This window comes from Kerstersia gyiorum (assembly GCF_048595715.1).
Classification (GTDB): domain Bacteria; phylum Pseudomonadota; class Gammaproteobacteria; order Burkholderiales; family Burkholderiaceae_B; genus Kerstersia; species Kerstersia gyiorum.
The window spans coordinates 3114868-3133491 of the sequence record NZ_CP169556.1 but is presented as its reverse complement, the minus strand read 5'-3'; the positions used below and the strand labels follow the sequence as shown (position 1 = coordinate 3133491).

15 protein-coding genes are annotated in these 18624 nt (G+C 62.8%); 11 read left to right on the top strand and 4 right to left on the bottom strand.

The features are described from left to right. Positions 1-4 precede the first annotated feature (4 nt). The 10 genes from nuoE to nuoN are packed head-to-tail and all read left to right on the top strand — an operon-like array spanning position 5 to position 11828. Entirely contained in the window at positions 5-514 is a 510-nt protein-coding gene (gene nuoE / locus ACEW7X_RS13710; protein ID WP_127775082.1) for an NADH-quinone oxidoreductase subunit NuoE, read from the top strand. Positions 515-534: 20 nt separating this feature from the next. Then, positions 535-1899, top strand: coding sequence for an NADH-quinone oxidoreductase subunit NuoF (gene nuoF, locus ACEW7X_RS13705; protein WP_130486767.1), 1365 nt, complete (start codon positions 535-537; stop codon positions 1897-1899). A 15-nt stretch (positions 1900-1914) separates the two neighbouring features. Continuing rightward, positions 1915-4248 carry an NADH-quinone oxidoreductase subunit NuoG gene (gene nuoG / locus ACEW7X_RS13700; protein WP_253595290.1) on the top strand — a complete coding sequence of 778 codons (2334 nt, stop codon included), beginning with the start codon at positions 1915-1917 and terminating at the stop codon, positions 4246-4248. 1 nt (position 4249) lies between these two features. Continuing rightward, positions 4250-5323: an NADH-quinone oxidoreductase subunit NuoH gene (nuoH, locus tag ACEW7X_RS13695; protein WP_278856117.1), complete on the top strand. Its 1074-nt coding sequence runs from the start codon at positions 4250-4252 to the stop codon at positions 5321-5323. Between the two features lie 22 nt (positions 5324-5345). Further along, complete coding sequence (nuoI, locus tag ACEW7X_RS13690) at positions 5346-5834, top strand: NADH-quinone oxidoreductase subunit NuoI (protein ID WP_068366889.1); 489 nt, start codon at positions 5346-5348, stop codon at positions 5832-5834. Between the two features lie 18 nt (positions 5835-5852). Next, entirely contained in the window at positions 5853-6497 is a 645-nt protein-coding gene (locus tag ACEW7X_RS13685) for an NADH-quinone oxidoreductase subunit J (protein WP_420177316.1), read from the top strand. After that, positions 6494-6802, top strand: a complete 309-nt coding sequence (nuoK, locus tag ACEW7X_RS13680) for an NADH-quinone oxidoreductase subunit NuoK (RefSeq protein WP_068366885.1) — start codon at positions 6494-6496, stop codon at positions 6800-6802. Before ACEW7X_RS13685 ends, nuoK begins: the two co-directional genes overlap by 4 nt. A gap of 14 nt (positions 6803-6816) precedes the next feature. Then, the gene (gene nuoL, locus ACEW7X_RS13675) at positions 6817-8835 is read left to right on the top strand and encodes an NADH-quinone oxidoreductase subunit L (protein WP_165389949.1); all 2019 of its coding nucleotides are present in this window, start codon (positions 6817-6819) and stop codon (positions 8833-8835) included. Beyond that, on the top strand, positions 8832-10331 hold the full coding sequence (locus tag ACEW7X_RS13670) for an NADH-quinone oxidoreductase subunit M (RefSeq protein ID WP_068366883.1): 1500 nt from the start codon (positions 8832-8834) through the stop codon (positions 10329-10331). The genes nuoL and ACEW7X_RS13670 overlap by 4 nt, the downstream gene beginning before the upstream one ends. A 9-nt stretch (positions 10332-10340) precedes the next feature. After that, the gene (gene nuoN, locus ACEW7X_RS13665; RefSeq protein ID WP_068366881.1) at positions 10341-11828 is read left to right on the top strand and encodes an NADH-quinone oxidoreductase subunit NuoN; all 1488 of its coding nucleotides are present in this window, start codon (positions 10341-10343) and stop codon (positions 11826-11828) included. A gap of 81 nt (positions 11829-11909) precedes the next feature. Here the strand turns inward: nuoN and ACEW7X_RS13660 are convergent, their stop codons facing one another. Continuing rightward, on the bottom strand, positions 11910-12443 hold the full coding sequence (locus ACEW7X_RS13660) for an RcnB family protein (RefSeq protein WP_257740022.1): 534 nt from the start codon (positions 12441-12443) through the stop codon (positions 11910-11912). Positions 12444-12709: 266 nt separating this feature from the next. Here ACEW7X_RS13660 and ACEW7X_RS13655 point away from each other — a divergent pair, with 266 nt between their 5' ends. Next, on the top strand, positions 12710-13474 hold the full coding sequence (locus tag ACEW7X_RS13655; protein ID WP_130486591.1) for an SDR family NAD(P)-dependent oxidoreductase: 765 nt from the start codon (positions 12710-12712) through the stop codon (positions 13472-13474). Between the two features lie 77 nt (positions 13475-13551). On the opposite strand, the gene ACEW7X_RS13650 is transcribed toward ACEW7X_RS13655, so the two are convergent. The 3 genes from ACEW7X_RS13650 to mfd form a co-directional block, all read right to left on the bottom strand. Further along, positions 13552-14007, bottom strand: coding sequence for a GNAT family N-acetyltransferase (locus tag ACEW7X_RS13650; protein ID WP_420177315.1), 456 nt, complete (start codon positions 14005-14007; stop codon positions 13552-13554). 77 nt (positions 14008-14084) lie between these two features. Beyond that, positions 14085-14951, bottom strand: a complete 867-nt coding sequence (gene serB / locus ACEW7X_RS13645) for a phosphoserine phosphatase SerB (protein ID WP_420177314.1) — start codon at positions 14949-14951, stop codon at positions 14085-14087. A gap of 171 nt (positions 14952-15122) precedes the next feature. Next, positions 15123-18611 carry a transcription-repair coupling factor gene (mfd, locus tag ACEW7X_RS13640; RefSeq protein ID WP_420177313.1) on the bottom strand — a complete coding sequence of 1163 codons (3489 nt, stop codon included), beginning with the start codon at positions 18609-18611 and terminating at the stop codon, positions 15123-15125. Positions 18612-18624 lie beyond the last annotated feature (13 nt).

The window sequence follows — 18624 nt, the reverse complement described above, 5'->3', positions numbered from 1 at the left end:
AATTATGCTGCTTTCCGAACAGGCATATCAGAAGATCGACAGGGAACTGGCCAAGTACCCTGGCGACCAGAGGCAGTCTGCCATCATGGCGGCCCTGGGCATTGCGCAAGTTGAGAAGGGCTGGGTGTCGGCCGAGGTCATCGAGGACGTCGCGGAATATATCGGCGTGCCTCCCATCGCCGTCCAGGAAGTCGCGACTTTCTACAACATGTTCGACGTGCGCCCGGTCGGGCGCATCAAGGTGACGGTGTGCACCAACCTGCCCTGTGCCCTGCGCGGCGGCGAGCAGGCCGCCGAAGTCGTGCAGCGCAAGCTGGGTGTGGGCCTGGGCGAAACGACGCCGGACGGCATGTTCACCGTGGTTGAAGGTGAGTGCATGGGCGCCTGTGGTGATGCCCCCGTGATGCTGGTCAACAACCGGCACATGTGCGTGCGCATGTCCGAAGAGCGCCTGGATGCCATGCTGGACAGCCTCAAGGCGGAAGCAGCGAAACTGCAAGGAGAATCGGCATGACGACGATGCTCGAACAACCGTTGGCGGCGCTGGACCTCAGCCGATTTTCCCAAGGCCTGGAGCCTGATCCGCTGGGCGACCTGAGCCAGTCCATGTGTTTCCATGGCCGTCACATCGAACCGCAGATCCTGGCGGGCATCGACGGTAGCAACTGGCACCTGGAAGATTACGTCAAGCGCGGCGGCTACGAAGCCCTGCGCAAGGTGCTGACCTCCGGCATGAAGCCGGAAGACGTGATTGCCGAAGTCAAGGCCTCGGGTCTGCGCGGCCGCGGCGGTGCAGGCTTCCCCACCGGCCTGAAGTGGAGCTTCATGCCGCGCACTTTTCCGGGCCAGAAGTACCTGGTCTGCAATTCGGACGAGGGCGAGCCGGGGACGTTCAAGGACCGCGACATCCTGCGCTTCAACCCGCACGTGGTGATCGAGGGCATGGCCATTGCCGCTTATGCAATGGGCATCAGCGCCGGCTACAACTATATCCACGGTGAGATCTTCGAAGTGTACGAACGCTTCGAGGCGGCGCTGGAAGAGGCCCGCAAGGCAGGCTTCCTGGGCGACAACATCCTGGGTTCCGGCTTCAACTTCCAGTTGAATGCTTTCCACGGCTACGGCGCCTACATTTGCGGCGAGGAAACTGCGCTGCTTGAATCGCTGGAAGGCAAGAAAGGCCAGCCGCGCTTCAAACCGCCTTTCCCGGCCAGTTTCGGTCTGTACGGCAAGCCGACGACCATCAACAACACCGAGACTTTCGCGGCGGTGCCCTGGATCATCCGCAATGGTGGTCAAGCCTATCTGGAAGTCGGCAAGCCCAACAACGGTGGCACCAAGATCTATTCGATCTCTGGCGACATCGAGCGCCCGGGTTGCTATGAAATCCCGATGGGCACCCCGTTCAGCAAACTGCTGGAGCTGGCGGGTGGCGTCAGCGGTGGCCGCAAGCTGAAGGCGGTGATCCCCGGCGGTTCGAGCGCGCCCGTGCTGCCGGCCGACATCATGATGGAATGCACCATGGACTATGACAGCATTTCCAAGGCCGGCTCCATGCTGGGCTCGGGCGCTGTCATCGTCATGGACGAGCGCCGCTGCATGGTGAAGTCGCTGCTGCGTCTGTCGTACTTCTACCATGAAGAAAGTTGCGGCCAGTGCACGCCCTGCCGCGAAGGCACGGGCTGGCTGTACCGGATCGTCAAGCGTATCTATAACGGCGAGGGCCGTCCCGAGGATCTGGAACTGCTCGATAGCGTGGCAGGCAACATCATGGGCCGCACCATCTGCGCCCTGGGTGACGCCGCAGCCATGCCGGTGCGTGCTTTCCTGAAGCACTACCGGCACGAGTTCATGCACTACATCGAGCACAAGCGGGGCGTTGTTGCCCCGTATCTGTGAGACAGAGGATTCAAAATGGTTGAATTGACCATAGACGGCCGGGTCGTCGAGGTGCCGGAAGGCAGCATGGTGATGCACGCTGCCCACAAGCTGGGCGTGTACGTTCCGCATTTCTGCTATCACAAGAAACTGTCCATCGCGGCCAACTGCCGTATGTGTCTGGTCGAAGTGGAAAAGGCGCCCAAGGCTTTACCGGCCTGCGCGACGCCTGCCACCAACGGCATGGTGGTGCATACCAGTTCGGAGCGTGCTGTCGCGGCTCAGAAGAGCGTGATGGAGTTTCTGCTGATCAATCACCCGCTGGATTGCCCGATCTGTGACCAGGGTGGAGAATGCCAGCTGCAGGATCTGGCGGTAGGCTACGGTGGCTCATCTTCGCGCTACAACGAAGAAAAGCGTGTGGTGTTCCACAAGGACCTCGGTCCGCTGGTGTCGGCTGAAGAAATGAGCCGCTGCATCCATTGCACCCGCTGCGTGCGCTTCGGCCAGGAAATTGCCGGCGTGATGGAGCTGGGCATGATCAAGCGCGGCGAGCACTCCGAGATCACCACGTTTGTGGGCCGTTCGATCGAGTCCGAACTCTCCGGCAACATGATCGACCTCTGTCCTGTCGGCGCGCTGACTTCCAAGCCGTTCCGCTACCAGGCCCGTACCTGGGAACTGGCCCGCCGCCGCGCCGTCAGCCCGCACGACAGCGTGGGTGCGAACCTGGTGGTTCAGGTCAAGGACAACAAGGTCCTGCGTGTCGTTCCGTTCGAGAACGATGCCGTCAACGAATGCTGGATCAGCGACCGTGACCGCTTCTCCTACGAAGGCCTGAACGTCGAAGACCGCCTGACGGTGCCGATGCTCAAGAGCTGTGATGGCCGCTGGCGCGAGATTTCCTGGGCGGAAGCCCTGGAAGCCGTGGCGGAAGGCTTGGGCCGCGTGCGCGAAAGCCATGGCGGCAACGACATCGGCCTGCTGGCGTCCGAAAACGCCACGGTCGAGGAATACGCGCTGCTGGCCCGCCTGGGCCGTGCGCTGGGTTCCGAGAATATCGACTTCCGCCTGCGCCAGACCGACGCTGGGCTGGATGCTGCCCTGGAGGGCACGCCCTGGCTGGGCATGCCCATCACCGATCTGGATAACCGCGATGTTGTCCTGGTGGTAGGTTCTTTCCTGCGCAAGGACCATCCGCTGTTCGCGCAGCGCCTGCGTCAGGCCGCCAAGCGTGGCACCAAGGTCATCCTGGTGGACAGCGCTGCCGATGATCCTCTGCTGCCGGTGGCCGCGCGCATCACCGTGGCGCCGTCCGAGCTGCCGCGCGCGCTGGCCGAAATCGCCGTGGCGCTGGCTGCGGCCAAGGAAACCGCCGTGCCTGCCGCCTTTGCCGGTGTGCAGGCGGGCGCAGCAGCCCAGGCCATCGCCGCACTGCTGGCAGGTTCGCAACAGGGCGCCGTGCTGTTGGGCAATCTGGCGGTGAATTCGCCCGATGCCACGCTGCTGGCTGCCAATGCGCAATGGATTGCCGACAACAGCGGTGCAACGCTGGGCCATCTGACGGCCGGTGGCAACACGGTAGGCGGTTACCTGGCGGGCGCCGTGCCCGGCGTCGGCGGCAAGAACGCCGCCGCCATGCTGGCCGAGCCGATGCGCGCCTATGTGGTGCTGCACGCCGAACCGCAGCTGGATGCCGACAATGCGCCTCAGGCGCTGGCAGCACTGCGCGGCTCGCAGTTCACCGTGGCGCTGACGTCCTATCGCAGCGCTGCCGAAAGCTGGGCCGACATCATGCTGCCGGTGGCGCCGTTCACCGAAACCTCCGGTACCTACGTCAACGCGGCCGGCCTGGCGCAAAGCTTCAAGGGCACGACGGCGCCCCTGGGCCAGGCCCGTCCGGCCTGGAAGGTGCTGCGTGTGCTGGGCAACGTGCTCAAGCTGGCTGGTTTCGACGACGAAACTTCCGAGTCCGTGCGCGACACGGCCCTGGCTGGCGACATCCCGGCTCGCTTGTCGAATCGCGTCAAGGCTGAACCCGGCCTGCCGGCTGTTCGCGCCGAAGGCACGTTGGAACGCCTGGCCGAGCTGCCTATCTTCCGTACCGACGCCATTGTGCGTCGTGCCGAATCGTTGCAGGCAGCGGCCGCTTCACGCGCGCCCAAGGCTCGCATGAACGCAGCTACGCTGGAACGCCTGGGCCTGGAAGAGGGTGCCAAGGTCCGTGTGCGTTCAGCCCATGGCGAAGCGGAGCTGACGGCTGCGCGTGATGACAAGGTGGCTGATGGCGCCGTGCGCGTCGCTGCCGGTTTCGAACAGACGGCGGCGCTGGGCAGCGCCTTCGGTGCAATTTCGGTGGAGCGTGTCTGACATGAGCTGGCTCGATGTGATCAATAGCCACGGTGAGGCTCTGCTGGGCCCGACCGCCTGGCTGGTGGTGTGGACGGTGATCAAGATTGTCGTGATCGCGCTGCCCATCATTATTTGCGTGGCGTTCCTGACCTACTGGGAACGCAAGATGATCGGCTTCATGCACGTGCGCCGTGGACCGAACCGTGTCGGTCCGCGCGGGCTGCTGCAGCCGTTCGCCGACGTGTTCAAGCTGCTGACCAAGGAAGTCGTGGTTCCCAGCCAGGCCAACAAGGTGCTGTTCATCGTGGCGCCTGTCGTGGTGCTGATGCCGGCGCTGGCGGCCTGGGCGGTGATTCCCTTTGGTCCTGAAACCGTGCTGGCCAATGTGAACGCCGGCCTGCTGTATGTCATGGCGATCACTTCGCTGGGCGTTTACGGCGTGATCGTGGCCGGCTGGGCATCCAACTCCAAGTACGCGCTGCTGGCGGCAATGCGTGCCTCGGCGCAGATGCTGTCCTATGAACTGGCCATCAGCTTCGTCTTGCTGGTCGTGGTGCTGGTGTCCGGCAGCATGAACATGTCCGAGATCGTGAACGTGCAATTGCGCGGCACCTTCGCCGGCATGGGCCTGACGTTCCTGTCGTGGAACTGGCTGCCGCTGCTGCCGCTGTTCGTCATCTACATCATCTGTATGGTGGCTGAAACCAACCGCCACCCGTTTGACGTGGTGGAAGGCGAATCGGAGATCGTGGCCGGCCACATGGTCGAGTACTCGGGCATGGCCTTCGCGCTGTTCTTCCTGGGCGAATACGCCAACATGATCTTCCTGTCGGCGATGGCGTCGATCATGTTCCTGGGCGGCTGGTCCGCACCGCTGGACTTCGCGCCGTTTACCTGGGTGCCAGGCTGGCTCTGGCTGGCTTTGAAGACGTTTGTCGTAGTGTCCCTTTTCATCTGGTTCCGTGCGTCGTTCCCGCGTTACCGCTATGACCACATCATGCGCCTGGGCTGGAAGATCTTCATCCCGCTGACCGGTGTGTGGCTGGTGGTGGTGGCGATCTGGATGCAGACGCCCTGGAATATCTGGAACTGAAGCGGACGAGCAGAGGCAAGATATGGAAGCGATCAAGGATTTCTTCGGCAGCCTGATGCTGTCGGAACTGCTCAAGGGCATGCGCCTGACCGGCAGGTACTTTTTCCGGCGCAAGATCACGTTGCGCTACCCGTTTGAGAAAACGCCGGCTTCGCCGCGTTTCCGTGGCCTGCACGCCTTGCGCCGCTACCCCAATGGGGAAGAGCGCTGCATCGCCTGCAAGCTGTGCGAAGCAGTCTGTCCGGCCATGGCGATCACGATCGAATCGGGCGAACGCGACGACGGCACGCGCCGTACCACGCGTTACGACATCGACCTGACCAAGTGCATTTTCTGTGGCTTCTGCGAAGAGAGCTGCCCGGTGGATTCCATCGTCGAAACGCATATCCATGAATACCATGGTGAAAAGCGCGGCGACCTGTACTTCACCAAGGACATGCTGCTGGCCGTGGGCGACCGCTATGAAAATGAAATCGCCAAACGGCGCGCGGCCGACGCGCCCTATCGTTGATAACGGGGTAGCTGGCTCATGATCTTCTCTACCATTCTCTTTTACGTCGTTGCGGCCATCCTGGTCATCGCGGCTGTGCGCGTGATTACCGCGAGCAGCCCGGTCACTGCGGTGCTGCACCTGATCCTGGCGTTCTTCAACGCCGCCATGCTGTGGGTGCTGATCGGCGCCGAGTTCCTCGGGCTGCTGCTGGTTGTGGTGTACGTGGGCGCCGTCATGGTGCTGTTCCTGTTCGTCGTGATGATGCTGGACATCAAGCTCGACATGCTGCGCGCCGGTGCGCGCAACTACATGTTCATCGGCGGCATCGTCGGCCTGGTCATGGTGCTGGAAATGGCATTCGTGCTGTGGGCAACCTGGGGCGGCGTCGGCGAAATGCCGGTGCAGCCGGGCGATTACAACAACACCCGCGTGCTGGGTGAACTGATGTATACGAAGTATGTCTTTGGCGTGGAAGTCGGCGCCGTGCTGCTGCTGGTCGGCATGATCAGCGCCATCGCGCTGACGCTGCGCCGCCGTACCGACGTGCGCTACAACGATCCGTCCGGTGCCGTGAAGGTCAAGGCCAAGGACCGCTTCCGTATCGTCAACGTCAAGCCTCAGCGCGATGTGGCGCCTGAGGCACCGGCAGCCGAGGCAGCTGGCGAAGGAGAAAAACAATGACACTCACTCTGGCGCACTATCTGGTGCTGGGGGCCATCCTCTTCGCCATCGGCGTTTTCGGGATGTTCCTGAACCGGCGCAATCTCATCATTCTGCTGATGTCCATGGAGCTGATGCTGCTTGCCGTGAACATGAACTTCGTCGCCTTCTCTTCCTGGATGGGCGATGCGGCGGGGCAGGTCTTCGTGTTCTTCATTCTCACGGTGGCGGCTGCCGAAGCCGCGATTGGTCTGGCGATCCTGGTGTTGCTGTTCCGTAACCTGAACACGATCAACGTCGACGATCTTGATCGCCTGAAAGGCTGATGGGGCCCGGAATCATGTCTGAAACCAATTTTTATCTGCTCATTGCGCTGGCTCCGCTGGTCGGCGCCATCCTGTCCGGCCTGTTCGGCACTGGCTTCCTGGGCCGTCCGGTCGGGCGTCGGGCAGCGCATTGCATCACGATTCTGGGCGTGGCGATCTCGGCCATCGGCTCGGTGTTCGTGCTGCGTGACGTACTCAATGGCCATACTTTCGACGGCACGGTCTATACCTGGACGCTGATCGGTACCACCAAGCTGGAAATCGGCTTCCTGATCGACTCGTTGTCGGCCATGATGATGGTGGTCGTGACCTCGGTGTCGCTGATGGTGCACATCTACACCATCGGCTACATGGCCGACGATCCCGGTTACCAGCGTTTCTTCTCGTACATTTCGCTGTTCACCTTCTCGATGCTGATGCTGGTCATGTCCAACAACATGGTTCAGCTGTTCTTCGGCTGGGAAGCGGTGGGCCTGGTGTCCTATCTGCTGATCGGCTTCTGGTACACGCGTCCGACGGCGATCTTCGCCAACATGAAGGCCTTCCTGATCAACCGTGTCGGCGACTTCGGCTTCGTGCTGGGCATCGGCCTGCTGTTTGCCTACACCGGCACCATGCACTACGGCGAAGTCTTCGCCCAGGCCGACAAGCTGGACGCGCTGCAACTGCCGGGCACTGACTGGCAACTGCTGACGGTGGCATGTATCTGTCTGTTCATCGGCGCCATGGGTAAATCGGCGCAGGTGCCGCTGCACGCCTGGCTGCCTGACTCGATGGAAGGCCCGACTCCGATTTCCGCGCTGATTCACGCGGCCACCATGGTGACCGCCGGTATCTTCATGGTGTCGCGTTTCTCGCCGCTGTTCGAACTGTCGGATACGGCGCTGTCGCTGATGATCGTGGTGGGCGGCATCGGTGCGCTGTTCCTCGGCATCCTGGGCATCATCCAGAACGATATCAAGCGCGTCGTGGCCTATTCCACGCTGTCGCAGCTGGGCTACATGACGGTGGCGCTGGGGGCTTCGGCCTACTCGGTGGCCGTGCTGCACCTGCTGACGCACGCCTTCTTCAAGGCCCTGCTGTTCCTGGGTGCTGGTTCCGTCATCATCGGCATGCACCATGATCAGGACATCCGCAACATGGGCGGCCTGCGCAAGTACATGCCCATCACCTGGATCACCTTCCTGATCGGTACGCTGGCGCTGGTCGGCACGCCGTTCTTCTCGGGTTTCTACTCCAAGGAAAACCTGATCGAGGCCGCGCATGCCGCCAACGTCTGGGGCGCGGACTTCGCCTACTGGGCGGTGCTGATCGGCGTGTTCGTCACTTCGCTGTACTCGTTCCGCGTCTACTTCCTGGTTTTCCACGGCAAGGAGCGCTTCCCTGAGCACGGCCATGACGCGCACGGCCATGGCCACGACGACCATGGACATGACGATCACGGCCATCATGGCGGCAAGCCGCATGAGTCGCCCTGGGTGGTCACGCTGCCGCTGATCCTGCTGGCCATTCCGTCGATCATCATCGGTGCACTGGTAGTTGATCCCATGCTGTTCGGCTCGTTCTTCGACGGTGTCATCACGGTGCTGCCGCAACACCCGGCCATGGCCGACATTGCTTCGACCTGGCACGGCTGGGTGGCCTACGGCCTGCATGCGTTCCAGACCTTGCCGTTCTGGCTGGTGGTCGCTGGCGCCGTCATTGCCTGGTACTGCTACCTGATCAATCCCAAGGTGCCTGCCGCCATCCACGCCCGCATGGGTTGGCTGCTGCGTATCCTGGAGAACAAGTACTACGTCGACTGGTTCAACGAGCAGGTCATCGCCCGTGGCGCTCGTGCGCTGGGTCGCGGCCTGTGGCGCTACGGTGACCGCGGCCTGATCGACGGCCTGGTCAACGGCAGCGCCCGCATGGTGGGCTGGATCGCCGCCGTCAGCCGCAAGGTACAGACCGGCTACATCTATCACTATGCGTTTGCCATGATCATCGGTGTGATGGTTCTGGTGACCTTCTATGTGCTGATTTACAAATGATGGCTAGCGACATGGTATCTACAACATTCCCCTGGCTGACATGGGCCATCTTCACGCCCATCGTTTTCGGCGTGCTGGTCCTGGCGCTCGGACGCGATTCCGCGCCTGGCCGCACCCGCTGGCTGTCGCTGATCGGCGCCATCGTCAGCTTCCTGGTCACCATTCCGCTGTACACGCGTTTTGATGCCACCACCGCCAACATGCAGTTCGTCGAGAAATCGAGCTGGATCGAGGCGCTCGGCGTGGATTACCACCTGGGTGTTGACGGCATCTCGGTGTGGTTCGTGCTGTTGACTGCCTTCATCACCATCATCGTGGTGGTGGCGGGCTGGGAAGTCATCACCAAGCGCGTCGCTCAGTACATGGCGGCGTTCCTGATCCTCTCCGGCCTGATGATTGGTGTCTTCGCGGCGCTGGACGGCCTGCTGTTCTACATCTTCTTCGAAGCCACGCTGATTCCGATGTACATCATCGTCGGTGTCTGGGGCGGCCCGAACCGTGTGTACGCAGCGTTCAAGTTCTTCCTCTACACCCTGATGGGCTCGCTGCTTACGCTGGTGGCCTTTATCTACCTGTGGAGTGTCACGGGAACCTTCGATATCGCCACCTGGCAGCAACAGCCGCTGGGCATGACGCCGCAGATCCTGATCTTCCTGGCGCTGCTGGCTGCATTCGCGGTCAAGGTGCCGATGTGGCCGGTGCACACCTGGCTGCCGGATGCCCACGTGGAAGCGCCTACCGGTGGTTCCGTGGTGCTGGCCGCGATCATGCTGAAGCTGGGCGCCTATGGTTTCCTGCGCTTCTCGCTGCCCATCGCGCCGGATGCTGCGCATGAGCTGTCCTGGCTGATGATCACGCTGTCGCTGATTGCAGTGATCTATATCGGTCTGGTGGCAATCATCCAGGCGGACATGAAGAAACTGGTGGCTTATTCGTCCGTTGCCCACATGGGTTTCGTGACGCTGGGCTTCTTTATCTTCAATACCGCCGGCATGGAAGGCGCCATCGTCCAGATGATCTCGCACGGTTTCGTGGCGGGCGCAATGTTCCTCTGTATCGGTGTGCTGTATGACCGCGTGCACAGCCGCGAGATTTCGGCTTACGGTGGTGTGGTCAACACCATGCCCAAGTTCGCCACCTTCTTCATCCTGTTCTCGATGGCCAATAGCGGCCTGCCGGCCACTAGCGGTTTCGTCGGTGAGTTCATGGTGATCATGGGCGCTGTCGAATACAACTTCTGGATCGGCCTGCTGACGGCTACGGCCTTGATCCTGGGCGCAGCCTATTCGCTCTGGATGACCAAGCGCGTGGTGCTGGGCGATATCGCCAATGACAACGTGCGCAAGCTGAAGGACCTGTGCAGCCGCGAATTCCTGATGCTGAGCATCCTGGCTATCGCGGTGCTGTTCATGGGTATCTATCCGAAGCCCTTTGTCGATCTCATCCACGTCTCGGTCGATGCGCTGCTGCAGCACGTTGCCATCTCGAAACTGTAAGGCTGGACCATCATGCAATCTTCGTTCAACTTTACCCTTGCGCTGCCGGAGATCATCCTGCTGATAGGCGGCATGGCGATCCTGCTGCTGGACGCCGTCCGCAATGATCCCCTGCGCCGCATGACGCACACCCTTAGCCTTGTGCTGCTGCTGGTGCTGACGGTTGTCTCGCTGGTGCAGTGGTCTGATGGCGTGCGCGGCTCCACCTTCTCCGGCATGTTCGTGCTGGACCCGCTGGCGCACTTGCTGAAGGTCGCGTCTTACATCGCCGTGGCGGTCAGCCTGATCTACGGCCGTGCCTATGCGCAGGCCCGCGACATGATGACCCGTGGCGGCGAGATCTACGTGTTGTCGCTGTTTGCGCTGCTGGGCCAGATGGTCATGATCTCGGCCGGCAACCTGATGTCCATGTACCTGGGCCTCGAATTGATGTCCCTGGCGTTGTACGCGCTCATCGCACTGCGCCGCGACCACGTGGTGGCCACCGAGGCGGCGATGAAGTACTTCGTGCTTGGCGCGCTGGCTTCCGGTTTCCTGCTGTACGGCATGTCCATGGTGTACGGTGCGACCGGCAAGCTCGACCTCGGCGAAATCGCCGCAGTGCTGCGTGCGGGCGACTTCCAGCACATGGCCCTGGTGTTCGGCGTGGTGTTCGTGGTGGCCGGCCTGGCATTCAAGCTGGGCGTGGTGCCCTTCCATATGTGGGTGCCCGACGTTTATCAGGGTTCGCCCACGGCCTCGACCCTGCTGCTGGGTGCTGCACCCAAGTTGGCCGCCTTTGCCATCACGCTGCGCCTGCTGGTGGAAGGCCTGCATGCGCTGGCTGCCGACTGGCAGAGCATGCTCATGATCATGGCCGTGTTGTCGCTGGCCATCGGTAACCTGACCGCGATCATGCAGACCAGCTTCAAGCGCATGCTGGCGTATTCGAGTATTTCCCACATGGGTTTCGTCATCCTGGGCCTGCTTTCGGGCGTGGTGGACGGCAACCCGGGCGCGGCAGGTTCGGCCTACGGTGCTGCCTTGTTCTACATGCTGGTCTATGTGCTGACGACGCTGGGCGGTTTCGGCGTGGTCATGCTGATGTCGCGCGAAGGCTTCGAATGCGACAGCATCAGCGATCTGAAGGGCCTGAACAAGCGCAGCCCGTTGTATGCGCTGGTCCTGCTGCTGTTGATGTTCTCGCTGGCTGGCATCCCGCCGCTGGTTGGCTTCTATGCCAAGCTGGCCGTGCTGCAAGCGGTGGTGCAGGCTGGCCACTTGTGGCTGGCCATCCTTGCGGTGCTGTTCTCGCTGATCGGCGCGTTCTACTACATCCGCGTGGTCAAGGTGGTGTACTTCGACGAACCGGAAGAAAATGCGCCGACGATCAAGGCCGGCTGTCTGCCGCGCGCGGTGATGGCGATCAACGCTGCACTGCTCCTGCTGCTGGGCATCCAGGAAAACGGCATCATCCAGCTTTCGGTGGACGTGATCCGCGCTTCGCTGGCATTCTGATCGCTTGATTCCAGTGAAAAACGCCGGCCCAGGGCCGGCGTTTTTTTTGTCTCTGTTTTTGTGTCGGGCAACGAGAGGCGATTAACGTGGGTGAATCACCAGGTCGATGATCAGGCCGGTAGCGATGGTGATCAGCACATAATCCGCACCCACTTTGACCCAGCGTTGGCCGTGGCCCGGCGCTGGCAGGTTGTAACGTTCAGGCTGGCTGACGTAGTACCTGCGGCCCTGGTACGGTTGGGGCAGGGTGTCGCCCTTGCGATAGCGGTCATCCGGGCCGGCGCCATGCCTGGCCTGGCTGGGATGCTGCTGAGCGGCTGGTGTGGTGTGGTTTCTGGATGGTGCTGCTTTCCGGCCCGTCTCATGGCTTTGCTGGGGCCTGGCCTGGTTGTTATTGCCGGGTGAGGATGACGGGCGCTGATTGTGCGTCTGCGGCTGGTTCTGGGTGGACGGGCGGTTCGGAGAGGATTGAGGATTGTCGCGTCGTTCTTGCTGGGCGTTATCCCGGAGGCCCTCTTGCGAAGGTTGGGCGCTGGCAGTCAGGTTGAAGGCTACCGCGGAGATGCCCAGCAGGGTCGAAATAATGACAGAGGTAGTTTTATTGCGGCTCGCCATGATGGAGCTCCTTTCAGGTAGGCAGCGGAGGAATCCGTGGATACCAGTGTGTGCCTGCGCTTTGCATGGGCCGTGGAGATTTCATGGAGAAGTTCGGGGTACGTGTAATAAATTGCGTCTTCTTACCGGCAATATTGATAAATGTTCGCAATTTGATTTACCGCAAGCGGCGGCATTTGCGACCATTTACAGGCGACAGCGGGGAGGCTGACAATGCTTGGGCGCAGCGGTGTTTGCCGTTGCCGCTTGCTGAACAGGAGAAAGCAATGAAACGTCTGGAAGGTAAGGTCGCCATCGTCACCGGCGCTGCAGTCGGTATCGGGCGCGCCATCGCGCTGCGCCTCGCACAGGAAGGCGCCAAGGTCGCCGTGACGGATGTGCAGGACGGCGCCGAAGTCGTGGACACCATCAGCAAGCTGGGCGGGCTGGCCAAGTTCTGGCGTGTAGACACCACGGATGAGGCCTCGGTTGCCGAATCCTTCATCGAAGTGGCCGAGTATTTTGGCCGCATCGACATTCTGGTGAACAATGCCGGTATTTCCGGCGTGAACAAGCCCACGCATGAAATCACGGAAGCGGAATGGGACCGCGTCATGGACGTCAACGTCAAGGGTGTATTTTTCTGCACCAAGCATGCGGTGCCGACCATGCAGGAGCAGGGTGGCGGCAGCATCATCAATCTGTCTTCCATCTATGGCCTGGTCGGCGCAGCAGACCTGCCGCCCTATCACGCCTCCAAAGGCGCGGTGCGCCTGATGAGCAAGAACGACGCCTTGCTGTATGCCCGTGACCACATCCGCGTGAACTCGGTGCATCCGGGCTTCATCTGGACGCCGCTGGTCGAGGATCTGGCCAACAATTCGCCGGCGGGACCGGCGGCCTTCCGTGCCGAACTGGATGCACGCCATCCGTTGGGCTATGTCGGCGACCCGGACGATATCGCCTGGGGCGTGGTGTACCTGGCTTCCGACGAGGCCAAGTTCGTGACCGGCAGCGAGTTGGTGATCGACGGCGGCTATACCGCCAGGTAATCGCGTACCGATTGCTGCCTGTCGCTTGGTACGCAGCGTCGGACGGCGCATGCCGTCCGCTTCCAGCGCCAGGCGCCTCAGCGGGCGCGGCGTACCATGGCGATGTGGTCTATCCCGGCTTCCTGGAAAGGGGCGCCTTCCGCCTGGAAGCCGTGCCGTTCGTAAAACGGCCGGGCATGGCATTGCGCATGCAGTACCAGCGTGGTGTGCCCTTGGCGCAGGCCGGCATCGACCAGTGCCTCGAGCAGCAGCCCACCCAACCCGGTACCCCGCGCCGGGCGGAGCACGGCCATGCGGCCGATATGGCCGTCGGGCAGCAGGCGGCCGGTGCCCAGCGCAATGCCATGTGCATCGTAGGCGACGGCATGCAGGCATAGTGGGTCCATGTCGTCGAGCTCGATTTCCGGCGGCACGCCTTGTTCATCGACAAAGACTTCGAAGCGAATGGGGGTGGCATCAGCGCGCAGTGCTTCCCAATTGCCCAGGCGCAGCTGGGTGGAGGGAGGCGTGGCAGGCGTAAGCGTGTCGGGCATGGTCGGTTTTGTGGGGGGCAATGACGGGCCGGCGCCGCCGGGCGGGGCCGACGGCACAGGGGCACGGTCGGCAGGACTCAGCTGGCGAACCAGTTCAGCACGCCATCCAGGCCGGTGTAGTTCAGGGCGTGGCTGGCCTGTTGCTGCACCACAGGCTTGGCGCGGTAGGCGACCGAAATACCTGCCAGCTTCATCATTTGCAGGTCGTTGGCGCCATCGCCGATGACGATCGCCTGGCTGGTCTGTGCGCCATGGCTGGCGGCGAACTGTTGCACCAGGCGGGCCTTGGCCTGGGCATCGACGATATCGCCCAGCACGCGGCCGGTGAGTATGCCGCTGTCGTTGACTTCCAGCGTATTGGCATGGGCCGCATCCAGCTGCAGGCGCTGGCGCAGGCGTTCCGTGAAGAAGGTGAATCCTCCGGAAACCAGCAGAATCTTCAGGCCGGCGGCACGGGCCGATTCCACCAGGCGTTCGGCGCCAGGGTTGAGTTTGAGGCGGTCGGCATAGACTTCTTCGAGTGCCGTGGCCGCCACACCTTGCAAGAGCGCGACCCGGCGGCGCAGGCTTTCCGTGAAATCCTTGATTTCACCGCGCATGGCAGCCTCGGTGATGGCAGCCACTTCTGGCTTGCGGCCGACGGCATCGGCAATTTCGTCGATGCACTCGATATTGATCAGCGTGGAATCCATGTCCATGGCCAGCACGCGGTAATCGGACAGCTTGGCCTGGCCCGGCACATAGGCATAGTCCATGTGGCGGCTGGCGCACCAATCAGCCAGTTCCTTGCGGCTGGCTTCGTCGCCGGCCACGCCGGTCAAGCGGGCTGCGGTCGTGCTGATGCGGCGCACGCCATTGGCACAGGCCAGCGCGGCCGCCTGTTCGATACGGTCGGCAGACAGGTCGGGAGATTGCAGGATGAGATGGATGCTGGAATCAGTCATGGCTTTCGGGCCGGCACCAGTAGGCGCGGGCGGGGCGGGTAAGAGCCGCAGCACCTGGGGTAGCGGTGCTGCGTGCGTGGATTTGGCCAGCAGGCATCATAGCCGGTTGCCGCAAAAACAGGATATCCCGGCGGCAATGGCCTGCTTCCTGCCGGTGGTTTGCTGCCCGCATCAACCCAGCGCGCGCAGCAGGCCACGTACGGCGTCGATGCGCGCGGCAATGTCGGGCTTGGATATCTCCATGCGCAGCTTGTCCGGGCCGCTCAGGCGGATGTGGCGCTGCTTCTGAACCAGTTCGATCAGGCGTACCGGATCGACCCGGGTATCGGTGCGGAAATGCAGCAATGCCTGCGTTTCGCTGGCGTCTATCTTCTGGATGCCCAGGGCTTCGGCGCGCAGGCGCAGTCGGTGGCTGGCGAGCAGCGTCTTGGCGGCTTCCGGCAACGGGCCGAAGCGGTCGATCAGCTCTTCCTGAAGGCCCAGCAGGGTGTCGTCGTCAGGCGCGTGCGACAGGCGCTTGTAGAGCGCCAGGCGGGCGTGCACGTCGGGGCAGTAATCGGACGGCAGCAGTGCCGGCGCATGCAGGTTGATTTCGCAACCGGCGTGCAGGTCGGCATCCAGGTCGGGTTCCTTGCCGGATTTAAGCGCGCGCACGGCGGCGTTGAGCATGTCCGAATACAAGGAGAAGCCAATCTCCTGGATATTGCCCGATTGCGATTCGCCCAGGACTTCGCCGGCGCCACGGATTTCCAGGTCATGCATGGCCAGGTAGAAGCCGGAACCCAACTCTTCCATGGCCTGGATCGCTTCCAGGCGCTTCTTCGCGTTGCTGGTGATGGCGTCCTCGCCCGGGGTCAGCAGGTAGGCGTAGGCCTGGTGGTGCGAGCGGCCGACGCGGCCGCGCAACTGGTGCAGCTGGGCCAGGCCGAAGCGGTCGGCGCGGTGGATGATGATGGTGTTGGCGCTGGGAACGTCGATCCCGGTTTCGATGATGGTCGTGCACAGCAGCACGTTGTAGCGCTGCTGGTAGAAGCCCTTCATGACCTGTTCCAGTTCGCGCTCGGGCATCTGTCCGTGCGCCACGGCGATGCGGGCCTCGGGAACCAGTTCTTCAAGCCGTGCACGGCGGTTGTGTATGGTTTCCACTTCGTTGTGCAGGAAATAGGCCTGACCGCCACGCTTGAGTTCGCGCAGCAGCGCTTCGCGGATGGTGCTGCCGTCCTCGCGGCGCACGAAGGTCTTGATCGCCAGGCGCTTCTGCGGTGCGGTGGCGATGACAGAGAAGTCGCGTATGCCTTCGAGCGACATGCCCAGCGTGCGCGGGATAGGCGTTGCGGTGAGGGTGAGGACATCCACTTCCGCGCGCAGCGCCTTGAGCGCTTCTTTCTGGCGCACGCCGAAACGGTGCTCTTCGTCGATGATCACCAGGCCCAGGCGTTTGAAACGCACATCCTTGGACAGGATCTTGTGGGTGCCGATGACGATATCTATGGTGCCGTCGTTGATGCCGCCGATGGCGCTGGTGATTTCCTTGGCGGAGCGAAAGCGCGACAGTTCCACGACCTTGACCGGCCATTCCGCGAAGCGGTCGGAGAAGGTCTGGGCATGTTGTTCCGCCAGCAGTGTGGTCGGGCACAGCAGGGCGACCTGCTTGCCATTGGCCACGGCGATGAATGCAGCGCGCAGGGCGACTTCGGTCTTGCCGAAGCCGACATCGCCGCACACCAGGCGGTCCATCGGCCGGCCGGAAGTCATGTCGTCGATGACGGCTTCGATGGCAGCGGCCTGGTCCGGGGTTTCGTCGAAACCGAAACCCTGGGCGAAGGTGCCGTAGTCGGACGGAGACAGCTCGAAGGCGTAACCCTGGCGGGCAGCGCGCCGCGCATAGAGGTCCAGGAGCTCGGCGGCGCTGTCGCGCACTTGTTTGGCCGCCTTGCGCCGGGCTTTTTCCCATTGGCCCGAGCCCAGTTGGTGCAGCGGCGCGGATTCCGGGTCGGCGCCGCTGTAGCGGGCGATCAGATGCAACTGCGACACCGGTACATACAGCGTGCTGCCCTGCGCGTATTCCAGATGCAGGAATTCCATCTGGCCTTCGCCCAGGTCCATGCTGGCCAGTCCGCGGTAGCGTGCAATGCCGTGCTGCAGGTGTACCACAGGGTCGCCTTCGCGCAGCTCGGCCAGGTCGCGTACCATGGCCTCGACGTTGCTGGCCTGTTCCTGGGCACGGCGCGGCCGGCGCAGGCTGCCGCCGCTATCCGGGTAGAGATCGTTTTCGGTCAGGAAGACCGTGCCGTCGGCATGCCGGATGAAGCCTGCCGTCAGCGGTGCTGTCGCGAGTATGAACCGGCCGTCCGCAACCCTGGCGGCAGGCAGGCTGTCGGCCTGTTCGTGCGGCGCCAGGCCGTGCTCCTGCAGCATGAGCAGCAGAGTTTCGCGGCGACCGGCGGAATCGGCGCACAGGACGACGCGCCGGGCTGCGCTGTCGCTGGCGCCCTTCAGGCCGTGGATGCACAGGCGCAGGCGCGCCAGCGGGTCTTCGGCGCGGCGCGCAATGGCGACATCGGGTGGCGCGGTGAAGTCCGGGTTGGGGGTATCGGTCAGCGCCAGGCGCGGCAGCTGGCGCAGATGGCCAAACAGGACTTCCTGGTTCATGAAAAGGCGGTCGGGCGGCAGCAGCGGCCGCTCGCGATCGCTTTTCAGGAATTGGTAGCGGCTCTGGGTGTCGCGGGCGAAGCCCTGGATGGTGTTGTCGATATCGCCGTGCGTGACCGCCAGCGTACCGGCAGGCAGGTAGTCGAACAGCGTGGCGGTTTCGTCGAAGAACAGCGGCAGGTAGTATTCGACGCCGGCAAAGGCGATGCCGTTGCCGATATCGCGGTAGGGCAGTGCGCGGCTGGGGTCGCCTTCGAATTCTTCGCGAAAGCGTGCGCGAAAGCGCGTGCGTGCGTCTTCGTCCAGCGGAAACTCGCGGCCGGGCAGCAGTTCGATCTCGCGCACGGGGTAGAGTGTGCGTTGCGTATCGACATCGAAGCTGCGCAGCGATTCGATTTCATCGTCGAACAGGTCAATGCGGTAGGGCACCGCCGACCCCATGGGAAAGAGGTCGATGATGCCGCCGCGCAGGCTGAATTCTCCCGGCGCGCTGACCTGCGTGACATGGCTGTAGTTGGCCAGGACCAGCTGGGCGCGCAGCGCGGCCTCATCGAGCTTGTCGCCCTTGCGGAAGGAAAAGGTATAGGCTGCCAGGAACGAGGGTGGCGCGAGCCGGTAGAGCGCGGTGGTGACAGGGACGGTAAGAATGTCTACCTGGCCCTGCATCAGCGCATGCAGCGTTTTGAGACGCTCGGAAATGAGATCCTGGTGCGGCGAGAATCCATCGTAGGGCAGGGTTTCCCAATCCGGCAGCTGGCGCACCCGGCGTTCCGGCGCGAACAGGCGGATTTCCTCGGCCAGGCGCTGGGCTTGCAGGGGCTCGGCGCACAGGATCAGCATGGGCTGGCCGGCGCGCTCCGAGAGTTCCGCCAGCCAGCAGGCATCGCCGGAGCCGTGCGGGCGCGGCTGGGCATGGCGCAGGCCGGGTTTCAGGGCGGCAAGGACGCTGGCGGTGGCCGGCGATTCGGGCAGCAGCGAGGCGCTGGAAGTGGTGGTGGATTCAGGCATGAGGACTCTGATT

Bases quoted from the DNA above. Each gene is read 5' to 3' on its own strand.
- nuoH (WP_278856117.1), top strand. From the start codon at position 4,250: ATGAGCTGGCTCGATGTGATCAATAGCCACGGTGAGGCTCTGCTGGGC.
- serB (WP_420177314.1), bottom strand. From the start codon at position 14,951: ATGACTGATTCCAGCATCCATCTCATCCTGCAATCTCCCGACCTGTCT.
- nuoI (WP_068366889.1), top strand. From the start codon at position 5,346: ATGGAAGCGATCAAGGATTTCTTCGGCAGCCTGATGCTGTCGGAACTG.
- nuoG (WP_253595290.1), top strand. From the start codon at position 1,915: ATGGTTGAATTGACCATAGACGGCCGGGTCGTCGAGGTGCCGGAAGGC.
- nuoL (WP_165389949.1), top strand. From the start codon at position 6,817: ATGTCTGAAACCAATTTTTATCTGCTCATTGCGCTGGCTCCGCTGGTC.
- mfd (WP_420177313.1), bottom strand. From the start codon at position 18,611: ATGCCTGAATCCACCACCACTTCCAGCGCCTCGCTGCTGCCCGAATCG.
- ACEW7X_RS13670 (WP_068366883.1), top strand. From the start codon at position 8,832: ATGATGGCTAGCGACATGGTATCTACAACATTCCCCTGGCTGACATGG.
- ACEW7X_RS13685 (WP_420177316.1), top strand. From the start codon at position 5,853: ATGATCTTCTCTACCATTCTCTTTTACGTCGTTGCGGCCATCCTGGTC.
- ACEW7X_RS13655 (WP_130486591.1), top strand. From the start codon at position 12,710: ATGAAACGTCTGGAAGGTAAGGTCGCCATCGTCACCGGCGCTGCAGTC.
- ACEW7X_RS13660 (WP_257740022.1), bottom strand. From the start codon at position 12,443: ATGGCGAGCCGCAATAAAACTACCTCTGTCATTATTTCGACCCTGCTG.
- ACEW7X_RS13650 (WP_420177315.1), bottom strand. From the start codon at position 14,007: ATGCCCGACACGCTTACGCCTGCCACGCCTCCCTCCACCCAGCTGCGC.
- nuoK (WP_068366885.1), top strand. From the start codon at position 6,494: ATGACACTCACTCTGGCGCACTATCTGGTGCTGGGGGCCATCCTCTTC.
- nuoE (WP_127775082.1), top strand. From the start codon at position 5: ATGCTGCTTTCCGAACAGGCATATCAGAAGATCGACAGGGAACTGGCC.